This is a genomic window from Nostoc sp. C110, from assembly GCF_043099725.1.
GTDB lineage: Bacteria > Cyanobacteriota > Cyanobacteriia > Cyanobacteriales > Nostocaceae > Nostoc > Nostoc muscorum_A.
Genome location: NZ_CP171148.1, coordinates 4,824,811 through 4,844,672, shown reverse-complemented (window position 1 = coordinate 4,844,672; position 19,862 = coordinate 4,824,811). Strand labels below are relative to the sequence as shown.

General features: G+C 42.0%; 18 protein-coding genes. 10 read left to right on the top strand and 8 right to left on the bottom strand.

Annotation, left to right across the window (positions count from 1 at the left end):
• Positions 1-179 precede the first annotated feature (179 nt).
• The 3 genes from ACFFRD_RS26090 (at position 180) to ACFFRD_RS26080 (ending at position 2,766) form a co-directional block, all read left to right on the top strand.
• Positions 180-923: a RibD family protein gene (locus ACFFRD_RS26090; protein WP_392478403.1), complete on the top strand. Its 744-nt coding sequence runs from the start codon at positions 180-182 to the stop codon at positions 921-923.
• Positions 924-1,110: 187 nt separating this feature from the next.
• Positions 1,111-2,292: a GNAT family N-acetyltransferase gene (locus tag ACFFRD_RS26085; RefSeq protein WP_190933506.1), complete on the top strand. Its 1,182-nt coding sequence runs from the start codon at positions 1,111-1,113 to the stop codon at positions 2,290-2,292.
• A 90-nt stretch (positions 2,293-2,382) separates the two neighbouring features.
• Complete coding sequence (locus ACFFRD_RS26080; protein WP_392478402.1) at positions 2,383-2,766, top strand: DUF4346 domain-containing protein; 384 nt, start codon at positions 2,383-2,385, stop codon at positions 2,764-2,766.
• Positions 2,767-2,847: 81 nt separating this feature from the next.
• Here ACFFRD_RS26080 and psb32 read toward each other — a convergent pair whose 3' ends face one another.
• Positions 2,848-3,579, bottom strand: coding sequence for a photosystem II repair protein Psb32 (gene psb32, locus ACFFRD_RS26075; protein WP_392478400.1), 732 nt, complete (start codon positions 3,577-3,579; stop codon positions 2,848-2,850).
• A gap of 380 nt (positions 3,580-3,959) precedes the next feature.
• Here psb32 and surE point away from each other — a divergent pair, with 380 nt between their 5' ends.
• Complete coding sequence (surE, locus tag ACFFRD_RS26070) at positions 3,960-4,640, top strand: 5'/3'-nucleotidase SurE (protein ID WP_392478399.1); 681 nt, start codon at positions 3,960-3,962, stop codon at positions 4,638-4,640.
• Between the two features lie 160 nt (positions 4,641-4,800).
• On the opposite strand, the gene ACFFRD_RS26065 is transcribed toward surE, so the two are convergent.
• On the bottom strand, positions 4,801-6,252 hold the full coding sequence (locus ACFFRD_RS26065) for an MFS transporter (RefSeq protein WP_392478397.1): 1,452 nt from the start codon (positions 6,250-6,252) through the stop codon (positions 4,801-4,803).
• A 99-nt stretch (positions 6,253-6,351) separates the two neighbouring features.
• On the opposite strand from ACFFRD_RS26065, the gene ACFFRD_RS26060 reads away from it, so the two are divergent.
• Together ACFFRD_RS26060 and ACFFRD_RS26055 are read left to right on the top strand one after the other, a co-directional pair.
• Positions 6,352-6,867 (top strand): phosphoribosyltransferase, encoded by a 516-nt coding sequence (locus ACFFRD_RS26060; protein ID WP_392478396.1) that lies wholly within the window; start codon positions 6,352-6,354, stop codon positions 6,865-6,867.
• Between the two features lie 159 nt (positions 6,868-7,026).
• Entirely contained in the window at positions 7,027-8,148 is a 1,122-nt protein-coding gene (locus tag ACFFRD_RS26055; protein ID WP_392478394.1) for a hypothetical protein, read from the top strand.
• Between the two features lie 63 nt (positions 8,149-8,211).
• On the opposite strand, the gene topA is transcribed toward ACFFRD_RS26055, so the two are convergent.
• On the bottom strand, positions 8,212-10,380 hold the full coding sequence (gene topA / locus ACFFRD_RS26050) for a type I DNA topoisomerase (protein ID WP_392478393.1): 2,169 nt from the start codon (positions 10,378-10,380) through the stop codon (positions 8,212-8,214).
• Positions 10,381-10,577: 197 nt separating this feature from the next.
• The gene (locus tag ACFFRD_RS26045; protein ID WP_392478391.1) at positions 10,578-10,748 is read right to left on the bottom strand and encodes a hypothetical protein; all 171 of its coding nucleotides are present in this window, start codon (positions 10,746-10,748) and stop codon (positions 10,578-10,580) included.
• A gap of 1,082 nt (positions 10,749-11,830) precedes the next feature.
• On the opposite strand from ACFFRD_RS26045, the gene ACFFRD_RS26040 reads away from it, so the two are divergent.
• Positions 11,831-13,975, top strand: coding sequence for a calcium-binding protein (locus ACFFRD_RS26040; protein WP_392478390.1), 2,145 nt, complete (start codon positions 11,831-11,833; stop codon positions 13,973-13,975).
• Between the two features lie 123 nt (positions 13,976-14,098).
• On the opposite strand, the gene ACFFRD_RS26035 is transcribed toward ACFFRD_RS26040, so the two are convergent.
• Positions 14,099-15,121, bottom strand: coding sequence for a tRNA-dihydrouridine synthase family protein (locus ACFFRD_RS26035; RefSeq protein ID WP_392478388.1), 1,023 nt, complete (start codon positions 15,119-15,121; stop codon positions 14,099-14,101).
• Positions 15,122-15,355: 234 nt separating this feature from the next.
• On the bottom strand, positions 15,356-15,802 hold the full coding sequence (locus ACFFRD_RS26030; RefSeq protein ID WP_392478386.1) for a molybdopterin-binding protein: 447 nt from the start codon (positions 15,800-15,802) through the stop codon (positions 15,356-15,358).
• A 232-nt stretch (positions 15,803-16,034) separates the two neighbouring features.
• Here ACFFRD_RS26030 and ACFFRD_RS26025 point away from each other — a divergent pair, with 232 nt between their 5' ends.
• Positions 16,035-16,199, top strand: coding sequence for a hypothetical protein (locus tag ACFFRD_RS26025; protein ID WP_392478384.1), 165 nt, complete (start codon positions 16,035-16,037; stop codon positions 16,197-16,199).
• A complete protein-coding gene (locus ACFFRD_RS26020) occupies positions 16,196-16,993 on the top strand; it encodes a hypothetical protein (RefSeq protein WP_163939244.1) in 798 nt (265 codons plus the stop codon). Before ACFFRD_RS26025 ends, ACFFRD_RS26020 begins: the two co-directional genes overlap by 4 nt.
• A 5-nt stretch (positions 16,994-16,998) precedes the next feature.
• Here the strand turns inward: ACFFRD_RS26020 and ACFFRD_RS26015 are convergent, their stop codons facing one another.
• Positions 16,999-17,097 (bottom strand): DUF4351 domain-containing protein, encoded by a 99-nt coding sequence (locus tag ACFFRD_RS26015; protein WP_392478382.1) that lies wholly within the window; start codon positions 17,095-17,097, stop codon positions 16,999-17,001.
• A 421-nt stretch (positions 17,098-17,518) separates the two neighbouring features.
• Positions 17,519-18,073 (bottom strand): acireductone dioxygenase, encoded by a 555-nt coding sequence (locus ACFFRD_RS26010; RefSeq protein WP_392478380.1) that lies wholly within the window; start codon positions 18,071-18,073, stop codon positions 17,519-17,521.
• A 271-nt stretch (positions 18,074-18,344) separates the two neighbouring features.
• On the opposite strand from ACFFRD_RS26010, the gene ACFFRD_RS26005 reads away from it, so the two are divergent.
• Positions 18,345-19,790, top strand: coding sequence for a deoxyribodipyrimidine photo-lyase, 8-HDF type (locus tag ACFFRD_RS26005; protein ID WP_392478379.1), 1,446 nt, complete (start codon positions 18,345-18,347; stop codon positions 19,788-19,790).
• Positions 19,791-19,862: the final 72 nt, after the last annotated feature.

Sequence of the window (19,862 nt, the reverse complement as noted above, 5' to 3'; positions counted from 1 at the left end):
ATTGCTATCATTCAAAAAGAAACGTGGTATACCAAAACTCATATATGCTAGATGTAAAAGTGGTTTGTGTTGCATATAAATACAGTGGTAAAATTGTAAATAAATAACTTGCAGGCATGGATTTTTTTTGAGAATCTACATACAAACAAAGAAAATATTCCAACTATCAAATCAATTTAATGTTGCAACATCGTCCTCATACTACAGTTGTTTTAGCAATGAGTGCAGATGGCAAGATAGCAGATTTTAGGCGATCGCCTGCTCGGTTTGGCTCAAGAATTGATAAAGCACATCTAGAAAAACAAATCGCTGCCTCTGATGCGGTTTTATTCGGTGCTGGTACTCTCCGGGCTTATGGAACGACACTTACTGTATCAGATCCAACTCTAGTGCGACTTCGGGCACAAGAAGGGAAGCCTCCGCAGCCAGTTCATATAGTGACTACACACTCTGGAAACCTCAATCCGGAAATTAACTTTTTTAAGCAACCAGTTAGACGCTGGCTACTCACGACAGCACTGGGAAAACTTTCATGGAAAGGACGTTGTTTACAGACGCTTCCTTCAACTCTGGGAACCGGAACACAAGAGTGTCCTCCAGAATTTGAGCAGATTTTGGTTTTTGAAACACCAACGCGAGAAATTGACATTCCCGCAGCTTTGAAGCATCTAGCCAATATAGATATAACACGGTTGGTGGTCTTGGGTGGAGGTGAATTAGTCGCTTCCCTGCTGGGCTTAGATTTAATTGATGAATTATGGCTAACTGTCTGTCCCCTGATTTTAGGTGGTAGTACTGCCCCCACACCTGTAGAAGGGAAAGGTTTTTTACCCCATTTAGCTCCCAAGTTGAAACTTTTAGAAGTTCATACTGTTGAGCAAGAAGTGTTTTTGCACTATCGCCTGCAACAACCAGCAGATTAGATTACGCTAAGTTAAGTTATTGGATATTGGGAATTGGGAAGAGGACTTGGGGACAAGGAGAATTGGGGACAAGGGGAAAGACTTGTTTCAAGTTCTCACCTCTTGTCCCCTTGCCCCCTTGTCCCCTTGTCCCCAAGTCCCCAAGTCCCCCTGCCCCCTGCCTCTTACTCATCCCTACTCCCCTAAGATGGTAGAACAACTTAAGCCTCGCTATTCTGTCGTTTGGACGAACAAAATCGCTGAAGTACCCCAAAATGCCTGGAATGCTTTAGCAATGCCACTCAAAACGCCATTTTTAGAATGGGAGTGGCTAAATAATCTCGAAACCTCCCAAAGTGCTACGGCTAAAACTGGTTGGTTGCCAAATCACTTGACATTGTGGCGGGATAGAACGCTGATTGCGGCTGCACCACTTTATCTCAAAGGACATAGTTCTGGTGAATTTGTATTCGATCACCAATGGGCAGAGTTAGCCGATCGCATCGGAGTTCAATATTACCCAAAATTGCTGGGCATGACACCATTTACCCCAGCTGAAGGTTATCGCTTTTTAATCGCCCCAGGAGAAGACGAAGACGAAATCACCGCGATGATGGTGCATGAAATTGACACTTTCTGTTCCAAAAATCGGATTTCTGGATGTCATTTTCTCTATGTCGATCCCCAATGGCGACCGATGCTGGAACGGCATGGCTTTACAACTTGGTTGCACCACAGTTACGTCTGGGAAAATGCTGGCTTTAAAACTTTTGATGACTACTTGAAAGTGTTTAACGCCAATCAACGCCGCAACATTAAGCGGGAACGTAAAGCTGTCGAGAAAGCTGGTTTAAGATTGCAACCTCTGAGTGGTGATGAAATTCCCTACTCTTTATTTCCTTCGATGTATCAGTTTTACGCTGACACCTGTGATAAATTTGGCTGGTGGGGTAGCAAGTATCTCACACAGAGGTTTTTTGAGCAGCTACACAATGATTATCGCCATCGAGTCTTGTTTGTCGCTGCATATAGCGAAGAAGATAATTCTCATCCTTTAGGAATGTCCTTTTGTTTGTTTAAAGGTGACAAACTCTATGGACGCTATTGGGGAAGTTTTCAAGAAATAGATTGCTTACATTTTGATGCTTGCTATTATGCGCCCATTGAGTGGGCGATCGCTAACGGAATCCAAATTTTTGACCCTGGTGCGGGTGGCCGTCACAAAAAACGGCGCGGTTTCCCTGCTATGCCCAATCACAGTCTGCACCGCTTTTACAACAATCGTTTAGGACAAATTATCCGTCCCTATATTAAGGAAGTGAATCAACTCGAACAGCAACAGATTGAGGCGATTAATGCAGAGTTGCCATTTAGTAACCGAGATTCTTAAAAGTTTGCCAAGGCAGAGGGTGAACGACGAATTACACTTAATATATAGTGTAAAAACCCTGAAAAAAGAAAATTTCTTTTGCTAGTGCTTATGGATTTAATACTTGAAGATTTAGCCGCAATTGATGATAAACTTTCCCAGCGTCATATCGATCTCGATCCGGGTGGATATTTTATTATTTACTTGGATCGAGACGCAGGGTTAATTTATGCCAAGCATTTCACAAACGTAATTGACGATCGCGGTTTAGCTATCGATCCCGAAACGGGAAAGGTAATTCCGGCACGAGGAAAGGTAGAACGAACTTACACAACGGTTTTTAGTGCGAGAACGGCTAAAGAACTTTGCGTGAAGATTTTTGAAGAAACTCAGCCCCCGCCTGTAACTCAATTAAATCATGCGGCTTATTTAGGTCGAGAATTTGTTCGGGCTGAGGTGGCTTTAGTAAAAGGGCAAGAGTATGTTCAGGATTAAGCCAATTTTAGATTTTTAATTTTGGATTGAAGGAAAAATCTAAAATCTAAAATCTAAAATTGAATGACCCTGATTATCCAATTACCCATCAGATGACGGTTGATTTATCTGATAAATGTAGTAAGTCGCCATTGGGATGACGGTGGCGGCAATTAACAACCCTACTACCCAAGCGGTAGCGTTACCTTGGTTGGTTTCTTCTGCTTTCTTGTAGGTTCCTTCTACCTGTACATTGTCAGTAACTTGGGGTGGCCCTGGATCGGCTTTACCGGAGAGGACGGCAACAAGGCGATCGCTAGCATCTAGAAATGCCTGATTGTATTTGTTACCATTGCGTAACGGCACACTTACTGTTTCTGTAGCTACACTCTCGGCAATAGCGTCAGTGAGTAAAGGTTTGACTTCATCCCCACTAATAATGGAAGTCCCATTGGTAACTGTGTCAATAACCAATAAAGTTTGATTAGCTTGGGCTTCTTTTGTCGGAAACCATTTTTCAAACAATTCTTTGGTAAAGCTTTCTGGTGTTTCACCGTAGTCAAGGCGGCGAACAGTCACAATTCTGACTTCCTTATTTGTTTGCTTTGCCAAATCCTCGAAAGCGCTGCTAATTTTACCTTCATTCAGACGGCTGATAACCTCACCTTGATCCAATACCCAGGTGTCTGCTGTGAGGCTGGGTAATTGATACACACCTGTGGCTAAAGCAGGTGTGGCAAACAGTGAGGCTGTTAAAATAACTGTCACCAATGTTAAAACCAGCCGGATGAGGTGTTTTTGACTACTAAATATTTGTTTGAGGAGCTGTTTCATCGTGTGATCCCTAAGACAGACTTGCACCAAAAATACTACAGAACTAGTGCAAAAATCACCTCGTTCGCGGTTTTCTCCGGGATCAAGTTTTTGCTACTACCAGCAGATATATATTTTACGGGATTTTTTGATTGCACAAACTTCTGATGATCGCGGTTGCAAGCATAAAATTGACAAGAAATACCGCCCATTTTGAGAATTAACCCAAATGCTTAGGGCGGAATTTGCAAACCATCTAGAAATGATATCGTATAATGAGTATTTTTGGCAGAAAGAAGTATAACTTTTCATATATGCAAGTTGCTTGTTCTGCTATACCCTTTTATGGGTTATCTCTGCAACTTATCTGATATTTTGGCTAAATCTAGAATAATATATACATGACTATAATTTTAACTAACGACGATGGCATTGATGCTCCCGGTATAAAAGCTCTAATTAAAGCTGTAAATGGCAAAAATGTTATTATCGCTGCTCCTGCCGATCATCAGTCTGGGTGTGGACATCAAGTTACTACCACTCGTGCCATCAACCTCCAGCGACGTTCTGAGACTGAATATGCGATCGCAGGCACTCCCGCCGATTGTGTGAGAATTGCCATAACACAAATTAATGCAGATGTCAAATTTGTGCTTTCAGGTATCAACGCTGGGGGCAACTTGGGAGTCGATGTCTACATTTCTGGCACAGTGGCTGCTGTGCGGGAAGCCGCAATGCACGGTATTCCCGGAATTGCTATTTCCCACTATCGCAAAGCCAAGCAGAATTTTGATTGGGATCTGGCTGCCAAATTGACAGCTGAAGTTTTAGCGGACTTACTCAAGCGTCCCCTAGAACCGGGAAGCTTTTGGAATGTGAACTTGCCGAATCTGCTACCAGGAGAAGCACATCCTGAGATAGTGTTTTGCCAAGCCTGTAGCAGACCTTTGCCTGTCAACTATCGAATTGAAGGCGATGATTTTTATTATGTAGGAGAATATGGCAAACGCGATCGCACCCCTGGTAGTGATGTGGATGTATGTTTTTCTGGCAATATTGCTGTAACTCAGTTAAGGGTTTGAAACTTTGACACTCTCAGGTTTAAAGATGCTAAGATTCTTGGTTTTTCCAAACAGCATTAGCCAAGTTTGGGGGTTTAATTCCCCTACTTTTACAGACAGTACATTTTGATGCCTAATTAAAATCTCCCTTACAAAACGTAATTACGAATTACGAATTATTTTAACTTCCCCTCTTCTCTTGCCGTTCTTTGAGTTTTAGCATAATTTCTGCGTGCATCTCGCGGGTAATTGGGTAAAAATACGTTAAAACTAAGCCAAAAATCAAACAAACTGTAGGTATGGGGCCAACGGCAACGCGAATAGCAAACAGTGCTGATTCCGGTTGGATGGGTAGTGGACTTCCGGCTACAGATTCTTTGAAACCCGATACTTGCAAAGCATTTCCTACCAAAAACAGTCCGAAAGCTAAACCAAATTTTTGCAGCAAAACCATGAAGCCATAAAAAATGCCTTCTCTGCGCTGTCCCGTTTGCAGTTCATCTAATTCAATCACATCTGGAATCATCGACCAGGGAATTAGATAAGCTGTGGATACACCAATACCAGCCATCACAGCCATCACATACATCAAAACTATTTGACCAGGCTGTAAGAAAAATAGTCCGGCCGCTGCTATAATCCACAAACTCATTCCCAGAAAATAAACAACTTTTTTGCCGATTTTTTTACTCAACGCTCCCCAGACAAATAGCATCAGTAGAGCAGTTCCTTGCACTGCAATCATGACTGTGGGCACATCTGATTCTTTGAGTCCCATACAATTGACTACAAAATAGGGAATAATGCTGGCTGTTACCTGTACGCCTAGCCAAGAACAAAGATATATACCAATAACAAATAAAAAAGGTCGGTTACTAAAGACAATTTTTAGCTGTTCAAAGAAAGGGAGAGATTCAGGTTCCTCGGTTTGGATGCGTTTGGCCTCAAAAGCCAGGATGCGATCGCGGACTCCAAAAACGCACCAATATAATCCTAAAATCGAAATTACAGTAGTAACTGCTGCTAAAACGATATATTGTTGTTGGCGATCGCTAATTTGAGAAAAAATAATTTGCGTTAAAATCAACGACAGAATGCTGCCACCAATAGAAAATGTAAAGCGATAGCTGTTAAGGCTGGTGCGTTCGTCGTAATCTTGAGTTAGTTCTGGAGTCATTGCCGTATAAGGCAAATTCACAACCGTGTAAAACGCTTGAGATATCACCCCAATCGCTACGTAATACCAGAACAGCGGCCAAATATTCTCACTCTGATTTGCACTAAATCGCGGTACAATCCACTGCAAGAAGAAGAAAATCCCAAAGGGAATAGCCCCATAAAACATCCAAGGAAGACGACGACCCCAACGACGAGATTTCGTTTTATCAGTCAGAAACCCGACAACCGGATCATTTATCCCATCCCAGATTTTGCCAATCATCAAAATACTGCCAGCTAAACCCGCAGGGATACCAGCGACATTCGTGAAGAAAACCAGCAGAAAAAAGACGGATATATTTGCAGTGATTGCCGGGCCTAAATCTCCTGCACCGTAAGCCAGTTTTGTTTTGAAGTCGAGTTTTTCACTAAGAATATCTCGTTGGGCATCGCCATCAGCAGCATAATCTTTCATAATAACTTGCGCTCATACTAAAATAAAAAGTTTGCAGTTTGCGTAGCCCGTCGTAGACATCGCCTTCAATACTAGCCATCTACCACTCCCGTTAGACTTATGCCAGACCTTTATGTTTCTTGGTCAGATTATCACCAAAAAATTGAACAACTGGCTATCCAGATTTATCAATCCAGTTGGGAATTTAACCAGATTATCTGTCTTGCCAGAGGAGGATTAAGAGTTGGAGATATTCTCTCCCGGATATATCAGCAACCTCTGGCAATCTTAGCAACCTCATCTTACAGTGGCGCTGGTAAGCAAGAAAGAAGTAATTTAATTTTCTCCCGCCACTTGACAATGACTGCCGAAAAGTTAGGTTCGCGCATTCTCTTAGTAGATGACTTAGTAGACTCTGGCATCACACTCCAACAGACTATACCTTGGCTCAAGCACAATACTGATTCCCCAATTGAGGAAATTCGCACTGGCGTACTTTGGTATAAAGCCTGTTCAGTTATAGCACCCGATTATTATGTCGATTACTTGGCTGACAACCCCTGGATTCATCAACCCTTTGAACACTACGAAAATTTGAACCCAGCAGAACTTGCCACTAAGGTCAGTCCGTGTTGATAAATACTTAGTAGCGCTACGTAGAATTCAAAATTAAGAATTTAAAAGTTTATAGAGTGAGCTTTTTTGACTCACCAGATTTATTACTATATTTTGCCAAAATTGGCACATTTACCCCTAAATATGTATGGTGTTATTTACCTGACTCATTGTTAAAGAATGACAAACGATATTTCGCACAAACGGAACCTTCACCGATTTGACCCTGTTGCGTATCTAGTAATTGGAAAACTTGGTCTTTCTCCTCTAACTTTCGGACTGCTGGCAGCACTTACCGCTACTGTAGTTTATTTGTTTACTGCATTCCTAAGTGATACGCTGTGGTCTAAGCAGGGACAGATGGGGTTACTTAAAGACTGGATTCCCTGGTTAGTAGGACTTTTTATTAATCCAGTAACATTGGGATATTATTTATGGAGTTTTCAAGCAATCGATAAAGTAATTCAAGACCTGGAAAAATCTGACGTATTAGAAATAGACAAATTTCAGATTGATCAATTTGTTATTAACCTCTATTCCCAAAAATGGCGCAAACTCTCTGCACTTGCCAGCGCTCTCTTTTTCAGCACTATTGTTTTTATCATCAGACCTAGATTAGAAGAGAGTTGGACTAGCTCTAGTTTTATGCCAGGACTGACCATTACGATCGCCACATTTGCAGTCGTATATATGGGTAGTATACTTGTCCTTAATTTGATTACAAATATTTGGATTTTCTATCGAATTTTAGGAAACAAGGATCTTGATATAAATCCTCTTCATCCCGATCGGTGTGGTGGTCTGCGATGTCTCAGTGATTATTCGCTTAAAACTGCCTATCTAGTTGCTGTTTTGGGTATCTGGATTGGCGTGATTGAGTATCAAGTAATTACACAAGATGTCGGAAAAGGATTCTGGTTTGTTCATCTGGTAATTCCATTGTATATTTTTCTATCAATGGGATGTTTTTTTGGGCCATTGCTGGCAGCAAATAGCGGTATGAAAAGAGCTAAAGAAAAGTCTTTAGATAAAATTGCTCGGCAGTTCCGAGCAGACTATTTAGGGATTTATACTAGTCTGGCTGAAGACACAGAAGCTTTCAAGAAAAAATCTGAAAAAATTCAGCAGCTACGTGCCTTGTACACTATGACTGATGAGTTGCCCGTTTGGCCCTTCGATGTCAAAACTTTCCGCCGATATCTCCTAACTGTGCCTACTCCTCTTATTGGTATCCTAAGTGGCATATTTAAAAACTTGTTGATAAATCTACTAAAGCAACAGAATATCAAACTTGGCGGGTAAAGGCGTTATCAGATAAAACTCAAATTTATTTGTCTAGTGGTGAAATGAGCCGGATAGCTTTAGTTAAGTTTTTGATATCTCCCCAAACTTAGGACTCCACCACCCTTTTGGCGTACTGAAATAAGCTACATCTTTATGTTTCGTATCTTTACGGGATTGTGCGTTAGAACATCGCAACATTGTCTTACTCTGCCCCTCTTTGATGTAACTGTACTCCTCTAGAGGTTTTTTACATACCGGGCAGGGATATGCTGTCATCTTGACGGGAGGCTTTTGTTGATTTTCAGTTTGGACTGTTTTAGCTTGTGGTGGCTGCCAAGTTTTGTTAAAGTCGCTCCAAAATAGCACGACATTTTCACAGCCTTTTGTGCATTTGAGGAAATATTTCTTTTTAACTTTAGTACTCGGAATTTTGGCGAGAAAATTTTTGCACTCAGGGCATCGCGTTTTAGAAGTTTCATATTTGCGATCGCTTATCACATTAGCTTTACCTGTTGGGGAACTCGCAACTACAGTTTTAGCTTTGGAAAGCGCTGGGACAAAGTAATTCTGATTCCAACTAGTTAAATAATGCTGCCAAGAGTTTTTTCCTTCGGAAATTGCATCAAGGGCATCTTCCATTTTTGCTGTGAATTCCGCCTCTAGTAAATCTGGCAGTGCTTTAAGCAAAAACGCATCAACTTCTAAGCCTAATGCTGTCGGTTGCAGATGGTCTTTTTTCAACTCGACATAATTTCGTTTTTTTAAGGTAGCAACAGTAGGAGCATAAGTACTTGGGCGACCAATTCCTTTACGTTCCATCAGTTGTACTAATTTGGGTTCACTATAACGCGGTGGTGGCTGCGTCTGCTTCTTTTCATGTCCAGCATTCTCCAGTTTCAATGCTTGTCCCTGTTGTAATGAAGGTAAAATACTATCCTTGCTGAGATTGTTCCAGTACCGGGCATAACCATAAAATTCAATTACTTGCCCTCTAGCTGACCACAGTAGAGAACCAGACTGAGTAATCACCAAAGTTTTACGCAATTGGGCAGCACGACACTGAGAAGCAATTGACCGTTTCCAGATCATTACATAAAGATTAAACTCATCATCAGGAAGTTCTAAACGCAATTGAACTGAGGGACGAAATACATCTGTTGGACGAATCGCCTCATGTGCTTCTTGAGCTGATTTGCTACTACGATGCTTGGCGACTTGCGACGGTACATTCTGCGGGTCGTTTTGCTCTAACCATTTACGAGCGCTGGCACAAAATTCTGGACTCAGCATTACTGAGTCTGTTCGCATATATGTAATCAGCCCTGCCTCATAGAGCTTTTGAGCAACAATCATGGTTTTGTCAGGAGCAAACCTCAGCTTTGAACCGGCTGCTTGCTGAAGGCTGGAAGTTGTAAATGGTGGCGGTGGCTGGCGATTAACAATTTTTCCTTCAAAATGAATCACCTGATGAGGATGTCGCTGTGCTTCTTCAACTAAACGTGTTGCTTCTGCTTCGGAAAGAACGCGCTTAGATTCCGGTGTTTCTGGACTATTACCAACCTTCGCGTCATCGTGAGTTTCAGTTTCTTGGTCTGCTGTATCTTTTGCAGAATCCACTGTCCCTTTGTAAAAAGCCCGAAATCCTTCAGCATAATCTACCCAAACACTCCAGTAATCTTGGGGGACAAAAGCCAGAATTTCGTTTTCTCGCTGACAAATCAGGTGCAACGTCGCGCTTTGGACTCTGCCAACGCTCTTCGCGCCGTTATTTAATGCCCAAACTAAAGGACTGCCTTTATAACCTACCAGCTTATCTAGGCAATCTCGGCACAACCCAGCACCGATTAAATTTTGGTCTAGCTTTCTGGGATTAGCGATCGCACTCTGTACCGCCGATGCTGTAATCTCAGTATAAATTACTCGTTTCGGTTCCTTTAAACCCAGCGTTTCTTTGAGATGCCAAGCAATTGTCTCGCCTTCCCGGTCTGGGTCAGTTGCTAAGACAACTTCATCAACCTGCTTCACCGCAGACTTGAGCTTCTGGATTGTTTCTTTTGCTCGTTGGTCACGCGGAACGTAATTGCACCTTACATTACTGCCGTCCATGACGAAGCCCAAGGAATCGTCCCCTTCATTGCTGAGTTCTCGGATATGGCCACAACTGGCTAAAACTTTCCAATCCGAACCCAGAATTTGACTGAGTTTTTTGACTTTTCCGGGAGACTCTACCACAAGCAGGCGTTTGATCATAGCAACTGCATTCTAGATTTTGAGCAATAAACTGGCAATTTAAATTAGCGTTCGCCTATCTTCGTCATCTGGATTTTCTAGAATACTGTACCAAAAAGCTTTGGAAATTGCTCAACTCAGTTTAGAGGTAAATCATCTCAACACTATCCATTTATACCTTTGTATAACTGTTGCTTCTGTCACCTGACGATAATGAACTAATGTGAATTGCGATCGCAATCCGTTTGGGCATCTCTGCGTCTGTAATTTTGGTAAGCGATCGCGATTATTGCACAGATATGATCTATTACCAGGCGTAGGCTAGCAAGAACCGCAGGCATCGCAGCGCTCAAAAATAAAAAGATGTATTTTATCAATCCTTCAAGCATCTTGAGGTCTCCTACTTTGAAAGCCTCGGCTCAAACTTCTTTGTGACTGCTGTCTGCAAAATCTTGACTATAAACTCTGAAAATGTGAAGAACACACTAAGAGGATTTTTTAGCACATAAGTAGGTCGGCAGAAAAATTTACAAGTATGTAACAACAAATTAATCATGTTTCAGGCATTCTTCCAAAAAAACTATGTCTGACTCCTTGCATTTTGGTCTTCTTCCTCGAAGAAAGTTTATACCAAAGTCTTTGTAGACCAAGCTTTTCCCGTTTATCAAAACAGAATTTAGAAGTCAGGATTCATCCTTAATTCTGTATGATTGGCGGATAACACAGCGTCTCGTAGAGATCATCTTGATTATGACCAGAGTAACGGAAACGTCTTTGTTAGCGTAGCGGAGCGTAGCCCATTTTGATTTCTTCTTCGAACCGATTGCGATTTATTTATCTTTACATAGTTTACTTTTTTTACGACTATTTACTCACATATTTCTCCTACAATGTAAAGAGTATGCAAAGATACTTTTTGAAGTATAGACATACAAGCAAACTTCAGTATTTAGTTAGTATCAGGTTATTTAAATGTTCTCTCTTTTTAAGCTAGACACCCACAGTCAATAGCCCACAACGAGAGGATGAAAATAACCTTCTGTATCAAGAGTTAACTGTTCCCTATTTTCAAGACACTAGGATTTACGCATTGACAAAAAAATTAAAGTATGAAGTGTGATTTTCAGGCATTTAAGCTTGATTTTGTGATGTTTTTGCAAGAATGCCTAAGTTGGGGCTGCGCCTACGGTATTTAATCAAGGATGCTTGTAAAAAGCCTGAAATGAACTATTTGAGTTCATGCACAAAGTCATTAATTTGTACAGTGCATGAGATTTTGATATGTAGATAGGTGCTAGTTGCAATCTGCTCAACAGTGTGGATTTTCCATAAAAATTACTGTCCCTCCAGAGGGAAATAAAAATATGTCGAAAGTATCAACTCTCGGCGGGTTTTTGTGTTCTAAAACAGTACTAATTCAGGGCTGAGAAATTTAAATTTACGGGAATATCGATTAAGAAAGGTAAAAGTTATGACAAATATCATTGGAACTAACAGTAATGATACTCTACTGGGCAGTAATGACGCTGACATAATTAACAGTAAAGTAGGCAACGATACCATTACAGCTCAACAGGGCGATGACACTCTGACTGGTGGTGGCGGCAAGGATAAATTTATTTACAATTTGGGTGATGGGACTGATACTATTACTGATTTTGGTGGCATAGGTAAAGGAACAAACCCGACAGCAGCAGTTATTGCCGAAGTGGATACGATCAAATTCCAGGGTGCTGATTTGACTGCCCAAAATCTGTTGCTTACCCAGAATGGTAACAATCTGGAAATTACCTTTGATGGGGTTGCTAATACCAAAACGATTCTAAAAAACTTCAAATTAGAAAACCTGGATAACCTGAAAGCTTCTGGAAACAGACCAGCTATTGGTAATATCCTGTTTGATGGGCAAACTAGCATCACCGATAGTTTTGATGTCTTTGATGCCAACTCCACTGCAACTAGCGTGTTCAACAAGAACACGGTGACTTTCCTCAATGACCTCGACAACAACGTTACAGGTTTAGATAACTCAAATGATGTCATCAATGGTCAGGGCGGGAATGACCGCATCGACGGTAAGAGTGGCAACGACTTGCTGCGGGGTGGTACGGGAAATGATACTCTCATTGGCGGTGCGGGGAACGACACCCTTATTGGTGATACTGGCAATGATTCCCTCGACGGTGGTGCTGGTAATGACTTGCTACGGGGTGGTGCAGGGAACAATATCCTCAACGGTGGTGCTGGTGACGATAACTTGAATGTTGACTCTTCAGCAGGCAATAATCTCTTGTCTGGTGGCGATGGCAATGATAGTCTCTCGGCATTAGGGGACTACGAAGGTAATGTGGTGTCTGGTAATAACACTCTCAAGGGTGGCGCTGGTAACGATACCTTGATTGCTGACGGTTCCGCAGGCGATAACTTACTGGATGGTTCCAATGGCGATGATTATCTCTCTGCCTCTAGTGGCTACTACGACCCTAGAGTGTCTGGCAATAATACCCTCAAGGGTGGCGTTGGTAACGATACCTTGAGTGCCTTACTTTCAACAGGTAAGAACTTCCTGGATGGTGGTGATAATAACGATTATCTCTCTATCAATCTTTCCTCTGGTAATAACACCCTCAACGGTGGTGCTGGTGACGATTACTTGAGTGCTAATATTTCAACAGGCAATAATCTGCTGTCTGGTGGTGATGGCAATGACTCTCTCTTTGCATCAGAATTTGAGGGCTATAGGTTTGATAACACTTCAGGGAATAACACCCTTAACGGTGGCACTGGTAGCGATTACTTAAATGTTAACTATTCACGAGGCAATAATCTGCTTTCTGGTGGAGATGGCAATGATTCTCTCTCCGGTTCTAGCTACGGCCGCGGTTTCGGAGGAGCTTTTTATAACACTACTGGAAATAACACCCTCAACGGTGGTGCTGGTGACGATAATTTGAATGTTGATTATTCAACGGGCAATAATCTACTCAATGGAGATAATGGCAATGATTATCTCTCAGCTTCTGGCTACGAATACGACAATTCTGGCGACGAAAAAGGAGTTTATCGCAGGTCATCAGGCAATAACACCCTCAACGGTGGCACGGGTGCTGATAAATTGATTGTTGATTATTCAACAGGCAATAATCTACTCTTGGGAGGTGATGATAATGATTACATCTCTGCATTTGGCGCATTAGGGAATAATACCCTTAGCGGTGGTAATGGAAATGACACCCTCAAAGGTGGCAATGGAAATGATATCCTGACAGGTGGTTTTGGTAATGATATCCTAACAGGTGGTTTTGGCAATGATACCTTTGTTTTCAATGGCTTTAATCAAGGTATTGATCGTCTTTATGACTTCAACGTAACTAATGACCGGATTCAGGTATCGGCTGCTGATTTTGGTGGCGGGTTATCAATAGGTTCACTTCAGCAAAGTCAGTTTATCGTTGGAACATCTGCAACGACAAGCAATCAACGGTTTATCTATGATTTTTCTACAGGTGGACTGTTCTTTGACCAAGATGGCAGTGCATCTGCCTTTAATCAGGTAAAATTTGCCCAATTATCTGCTGGATTGTCACTAACCAACGACAAAATTGTTGTTGCTTAATGGTGATTGACACTCTTCCATAAATAAACAGCACAGATAGATTGCGAGGTACTATTTTCAGCACCTCGCATTCGTATTTATAAAGCGTCAAAAATGCCTATTTCAAATAGTTGTCACAGTTACTTAAACGCTCAAGGATGGTGCTAGGGCTAAAGTTTTCGTAAGATCGGCAAGGAGAACGCGATCGCAGAGGTTAAATAATTCTATCTCGGTCTGCGTCTGTCGCATCAGCCGCAGGAAATGACCTTCAGCGTCAACACTCAGAGCAATGTAGTTGAGGAACATTTTCAGATAGCCTACACGCGATCGCTCTGGCATAGTTGCTGCTGTGGGGGTCTGCCATAAACGATCAATATAATTGCGTACTTCTACTAAAGGCACGGGTGCGATCGGCTCAAAACGCAAAGCTTGCCGAATTTGATTAAAAATCCAAGGATTGCCAATCGCCCAGCGCCCTACCATCACACCAGCTGCGCCCGTTTGAGAAAGCACTTCAATAGCAGTTTTTGCAGAGTTGATATTGCCATTGGCAAGTACTGGACAATCGACTCGTTTAACTGCTTCAGCAATCAAATCATATCTCACTGCCCCGTGGTACATATCTTTCACTGTGCGACCATGCAAACTCAATAAATCAATGTTGTGGCGATTGATTATATCTAGAATTTTGTAAAAGTTATCTGTATTTTCAAAACCTACGCGCATCTTGACAGTCAAAGGGCGATCGTTCACTGCCTGCCGCAATTCTGCTAAAATCCGATCCACTTTTTCTGGTGAGAGCAACAATCCACCCCCAACATTTTTGCGATAGATTCTAGGTGCCGGGCAGCCCATGTTCAAATCAACTCCAGCGATATTATAGCGGCAGAGATCAATTGCTGTTCTTACTAAGTCTGGAATGCTTTCGCCAATCATTTGAGCAAAAACGGGGCGACCCGTGTCGTTTTCGGTGATTGCTGCCAGAATGTTACGATTGAGCCGTGAGGTATCATTGACGCGGAAATACTCGGTGAAGAAGTAGTCAGGGCTGCCATAGTGGGCAATTACCTTCATAAACCAGAGATTTGTCACATCCTGCATAGGCGCAAGAGCGGTGATGGGTAGGTATGGATGGAGCGATTGGGGGAGCGATACCTGGGACGACATGAATATGAGAGCGTTTGACAAAGCATCACTCTATCAAAAAATCCTTACTAAAAGTTGTAACCTTTGTCAGTTTTGCTGTGGGTGTAGATGCGATATCTACGACGGGCTACGCCTACGCTGACATTTAATACCCAACGCCTAAAATCCCGTATTTTTATCAGAAAAATGGGTTTAAAAACTAGGAAAACTAAGAAGTGATTCTTAGATGCTCCGAGGCTTCAGCCCGGAGTCATGTCACTCTCTAGCAATGACAATATCGTTCGACTTAATCACTGCATAAGCTTCTTTTCCCTCAGATAGTTCTAACTCTTCTGCCGAAGCTCTGGTAATAATTGAGGTTAATTCTACTTTATGAATAATTTCCAGAGTTACCTCACTATTAACTGCTCCATAAATAACTCGTTTAACAACACCTTTAAGAATATTACGAGAGCTAACTTTTAGTGATTTCTTGGGAATAGTACTTTCTATGTCAGGCTTTTGAGTATAGTAGATATCTTCCTGTTTTTCCTGCTGAGGTGGTGGTAATACGGCTGCTGAAGAATGCTGAGTGAGACTACGCACAAGTTCTCGCAAAATCTCAGTCTTGGTGCGTTGAGACTGTTCGCAGAACTCCTCAAGAATCTTCCGCTCGTCCTCTGAGGTTTGAAATGTAACCCATCCTTGTTCTTTTCTTGGCATAATAATATTATTTATCAATTTTGGTTATCTTGGTAAAATTCTACCAACTATCAATTCGATATCTCGTTTTAGTAATAACATTTTTTTTGCGAGAATTTTCGGCATTTTTGGCAAAATTAATCAACTAATCTGATATAAATAACTACATCAATATTTATTTTTTTGTAGTTGCAAAGTATTTTGTTCCTTGAAAATATCTAAGCGTCACTATCTTTATAGTAACTAGGATAGTATGATATTGGTCTATGGTGTTTGTCGAGATAGCGATGCTTATGGCGGGCTACGCCTACGCAGGGGTAATCTGGTAGAAAATTCCACTGGCGTAGGCGTAGCCCGTCGCAGATATCGCGTGAGTGCCCTAGGATTATCTAAGCGTGAGTTCACAACCGGAGGATGAAACACCTAAAATCGCGTTCTCAAGACCTGCGAAGTTTATTTGAGAACAATATCACCATTGAATATGTGGCAGAACCCCTCAAAGCTATGCCAGCTAATGCGGAGGTGACAGAAGTGCTGCATTGGATGCAGGCACAAAATTTTGATGTTATCGGCGTTGAGACAGGAGATATTATAAGCGGTTATGTAGAACGCTCCAGTTTGATTCAAGGTAAAGAAGGCAAGTGTGGCGACTATCAACGGGTGTTTCATCCCAAAGAACTAATAGCCATTTCCACCCCACTGATAAAGTTGCTACCCATCCTGCAACAAACTCCACGATTGTTTGTCTTGGACTGCAATCAGGTAAGTGGTATTATTACATGTGGCGATTTGCAGAAAGCACCCGCACGAATGCTGCTGTTTGGCTTGGTAACGCTCCTAGAAATGAATTTGCTGCGGCTGGTGCGGATTTACTATCCTCAAGATTCTTGGCAAGAAGTCCTCAAACCTGAGCGCTTAGAAGTTGCTCAACGGCTATGGCGAGAGAGTCAGGAAAGAAACGAAGCTACGGATTTGTTAGATTATCTGCAATTTTGTGATAAGCGAGAGTTGATTTTAAATCAGCCAGAACTTCTCCAGCAACTGGGATTAAAATCCAAACGGTTTGGTGAACGTTTCCTAAAGTCTGCTGAACAGTTGCGAAACCGATTAGCTCACGCCCAAAATCTAGTTAGTGGCTCCTCTTGGACAGAGTTGATTTCTCTAGCAGAGGCGATGGAAACGCTGTTAATTCTCTGTGAGGAAGTTGAGTGAATCTTTCAGCTTTGCACTACATTATTTAACCATTTTGTCAAGTCGGCTGATGTGGAAAAATCTAATAGCGCCTCACTTAAATCTTCTAATTGAGTAAGAGACAAATCTTCAATCTGCGATGTCTACGACGGGCTTTGCCTACGCAATTCTGGAGCAACTATACCTAATTCGCCGAGGAAGTTGGCGCATAATTACTGACAATGCCTCTTCTCGTCTCCCCTGCTCAATTCCTTGTCTAATAATTCTTTGATAGACCACAGATTCCTGCATAAGCTCCTCCCGCAAAAGGCTTTACCTGTTAGCTTGGTTTTCGCTTATGGCATTGATGGTCAAGACCAAATAATTCTATCAGAAAATTTTCTCCCAAGGGGAGACGGCAAGGGCGATGACGAATCCCCCCGCTCACAATACCTACCATTAGAGTAATTGAACGCAAATAGCGTCTCGCAGAGAAGGTGGGGACTTCTGCGACACGTTAAAGCATTAAGTAAGAAATATCAGAGCTTGCAATAATGTAACTGAGCTTTAACTTGGCTTGTTGAGTGAATCACTAACTTGAGTACCCGTATAATTGGGAACCCAACCCTCGGCGATCGCAAAATAGCGTATTGCTTTGAAATTCAACGACGCAGTTGGACTACACCAATGCTCAACCTCGGCGGGGATGTAAAGATAGTCTTGTGCCTGAACTAAAAGCTGTACCTGACTGCCATCAGGTTGCACGAAGCCATAGATCATTTCTCCTGCTAACACGTAGAGGGGTTCAGGTGCAGGATGAGTATGGTAACGGCTGTAGGTTGCTATCAGATGGTGAAGATTAAAGGAACCTGGATGCACATTTAACAAGTCACGCCAGATAGCGCCATTTTCTTGCTGAAGAAATTCAAAAACGCTGTTATGGAGTTCTACACAATAACGTTTCTCAGACTCAGTTAAAACGTCCTGGCTTAACAGATTGGGGAAGAGTAGCGATGTTCCTGGGTCGTAATGTCTGAGTTGAATGCCAAAAGGCGCAAGTTCACGAGCTATTTCGCCTAAATCGCTCTCAATCGTACCGTCATCAAGTAGTAGGTTAGCCATGACAAAAAGACTAATTAACTGTTAAGAAGAGTATACTCTATCTTTGAAGTAAAAAGCCACTATTCCCGACTGACAAACCGGGGAATGGGGTAGGAAGGAAGGGGAGCAGGGGAGGCAGGGGAGCAGAGGAGAATATTGATTTAATAATCAATGCCAATTCCCAATGCCCCATGCCCAATGCCCATTTACAGAATATAATTTATCGCCAGAATGATGTTCATTGGTACCACTAGCATCTAAGCTAGTACGGGTGAACTATATACAGCATAGAATGTCTGACTTAATTCTGTTTTGGCATCGGCGCGATTTACGCATTTCTGACAACACGGGGCTGGCTGCGGCAAAACGGCGGAGTCCGAAGGTGGTGGGCGTGTTTTGTCTCGATCCACATATTCTAGAACGGGATGATGTTGCTCCTGTGAGAGTAACTTATATGATTGGCTGTTTGCAGAAACTCCAAGAGCGATATGCTCAAGTTGGTAGCCAGTTGTTAATACTCTACGCCGATCCTGTACAAGCTATACCAGCTTTAGCAGAGGCAATAAATGCCAAAGCTGTTTTTTGGAATTGGGATGTAGAACCTTATTCACAAGAACGCGATCGCACCATTATAAATGCCCTCAAAGAAAAAGGTATTGAGTTTCTTAATCAAAACTGGGATCAAATCCTCAATTCCCCAGATGAGATCCGCACCGGTAGTAACAGTCCTTACACGGTTTATACCCCCTTCTGGAAAAATTGGATTACTAAACCGAAGGCTCAACCCGTAGAAACACTACAAAATATTGAGGGATTAACGAAAGCCGAACAGGAAATTGCCAAACTTGCAGGAGCGATCGCACTACCTTCAGCAAAAGATTTAGGATTTATTTGGGATGAACAATTAATTATTTCACCAGGAGAGGCGGCGGCACAAGAACGATTAGAAGAATTTACTAATAAAGCTATTACTGAATACCAAGAACAGAGGAATTTCCCCGCAGTTGACGGAACATCACAACTAAGTGCAGCATTAAAATTTGGCGTAATTGGCATTCGCACTGTTTGGCAAACCACCATAGAAGCACTAGAAAATAGCCGCAGTGAGGAAACAGCAGTTAATATCCGCACATGGCAACAGGAATTAGCTTGGCGGGAGTTTTATCAACACGCAATGTATAACTTTCCCGAATTAGCCGATGGTGCTTTCCGCGGCACCTTTAAGAACTTTCCTTGGGAAACTAATGAAGAACATTTCCAAGCTTGGTGTGAAGGAAGAACTGGCTACCCTATTGTGGATGCAGCAATGCGCCAGATGAATGAAAGTGGCTGGATGCACAACCGGTGTCGAATGATTGTTGCTAGTTTCCTCACCAAAGACTTGCTAATTAATCCCCAATTGGGAGAAAAATACTTTATGCAGAAGTTGATTGATGGAGATTTGTCTGCTAATAATGGCGGTTGGCAATGGAGTGCTTCTAGCGGTATGGACCCCAAACCTGTACGGATTTTCAACCCAGCCAGTCAAACACAAAAATTTGATCCAGAAGGGGAATATATTCGGCAATGGGTATCAGAATTAAGGTCTGTAGATACAGAATATTTAGTTACTGGAAAAATTCCACCTTTAGAACGTCATGCTGTTGGCTATCCCGACCCAATTGTGGATCATAAAATACAACAAAACCAGTTTAAACTGCGTTATCAACAACAAAAAAGTATTAGTGGTGGTGAGTAAGATAGTTAGTTGTTAATATTTATTCATAACATCTCTGGCTAATCAAACTTACTTCAAAAACGTTTGTAGTCA

Bases quoted from the DNA above. Each gene is read 5' to 3' on its own strand.
- ACFFRD_RS26090 (WP_392478403.1), top strand. From the start codon at position 180: ATGTTGCAACATCGTCCTCATACTACAGTTGTTTTAGCAATGAGTGCA.
- ACFFRD_RS26085 (WP_190933506.1), top strand. From the start codon at position 1,111: ATGGTAGAACAACTTAAGCCTCGCTATTCTGTCGTTTGGACGAACAAA.
- ACFFRD_RS26080 (WP_392478402.1), top strand. From the start codon at position 2,383: ATGGATTTAATACTTGAAGATTTAGCCGCAATTGATGATAAACTTTCC.
- psb32 (WP_392478400.1), bottom strand. From the start codon at position 3,579: ATGAAACAGCTCCTCAAACAAATATTTAGTAGTCAAAAACACCTCATC.
- surE (WP_392478399.1), top strand. From the start codon at position 3,960: ATGACTATAATTTTAACTAACGACGATGGCATTGATGCTCCCGGTATA.
- ACFFRD_RS26065 (WP_392478397.1), bottom strand. From the start codon at position 6,252: ATGAAAGATTATGCTGCTGATGGCGATGCCCAACGAGATATTCTTAGT.
- ACFFRD_RS26060 (WP_392478396.1), top strand. From the start codon at position 6,352: ATGCCAGACCTTTATGTTTCTTGGTCAGATTATCACCAAAAAATTGAA.
- ACFFRD_RS26055 (WP_392478394.1), top strand. From the start codon at position 7,027: ATGACAAACGATATTTCGCACAAACGGAACCTTCACCGATTTGACCCT.
- topA (WP_392478393.1), bottom strand. From the start codon at position 10,380: ATGATCAAACGCCTGCTTGTGGTAGAGTCTCCCGGAAAAGTCAAAAAA.
- ACFFRD_RS26045 (WP_392478391.1), bottom strand. From the start codon at position 10,748: ATGCTTGAAGGATTGATAAAATACATCTTTTTATTTTTGAGCGCTGCG.
- ACFFRD_RS26040 (WP_392478390.1), top strand. From the start codon at position 11,831: ATGACAAATATCATTGGAACTAACAGTAATGATACTCTACTGGGCAGT.
- ACFFRD_RS26035 (WP_392478388.1), bottom strand. From the start codon at position 15,121: ATGTCGTCCCAGGTATCGCTCCCCCAATCGCTCCATCCATACCTACCC.
- ACFFRD_RS26030 (WP_392478386.1), bottom strand. From the start codon at position 15,802: ATGCCAAGAAAAGAACAAGGATGGGTTACATTTCAAACCTCAGAGGAC.
- ACFFRD_RS26025 (WP_392478384.1), top strand. From the start codon at position 16,035: ATGATATTGGTCTATGGTGTTTGTCGAGATAGCGATGCTTATGGCGGG.
- ACFFRD_RS26020 (WP_163939244.1), top strand. From the start codon at position 16,196: ATGAAACACCTAAAATCGCGTTCTCAAGACCTGCGAAGTTTATTTGAG.
- ACFFRD_RS26010 (WP_392478380.1), bottom strand. From the start codon at position 18,073: ATGGCTAACCTACTACTTGATGACGGTACGATTGAGAGCGATTTAGGC.
- ACFFRD_RS26005 (WP_392478379.1), top strand. From the start codon at position 18,345: ATGTCTGACTTAATTCTGTTTTGGCATCGGCGCGATTTACGCATTTCT.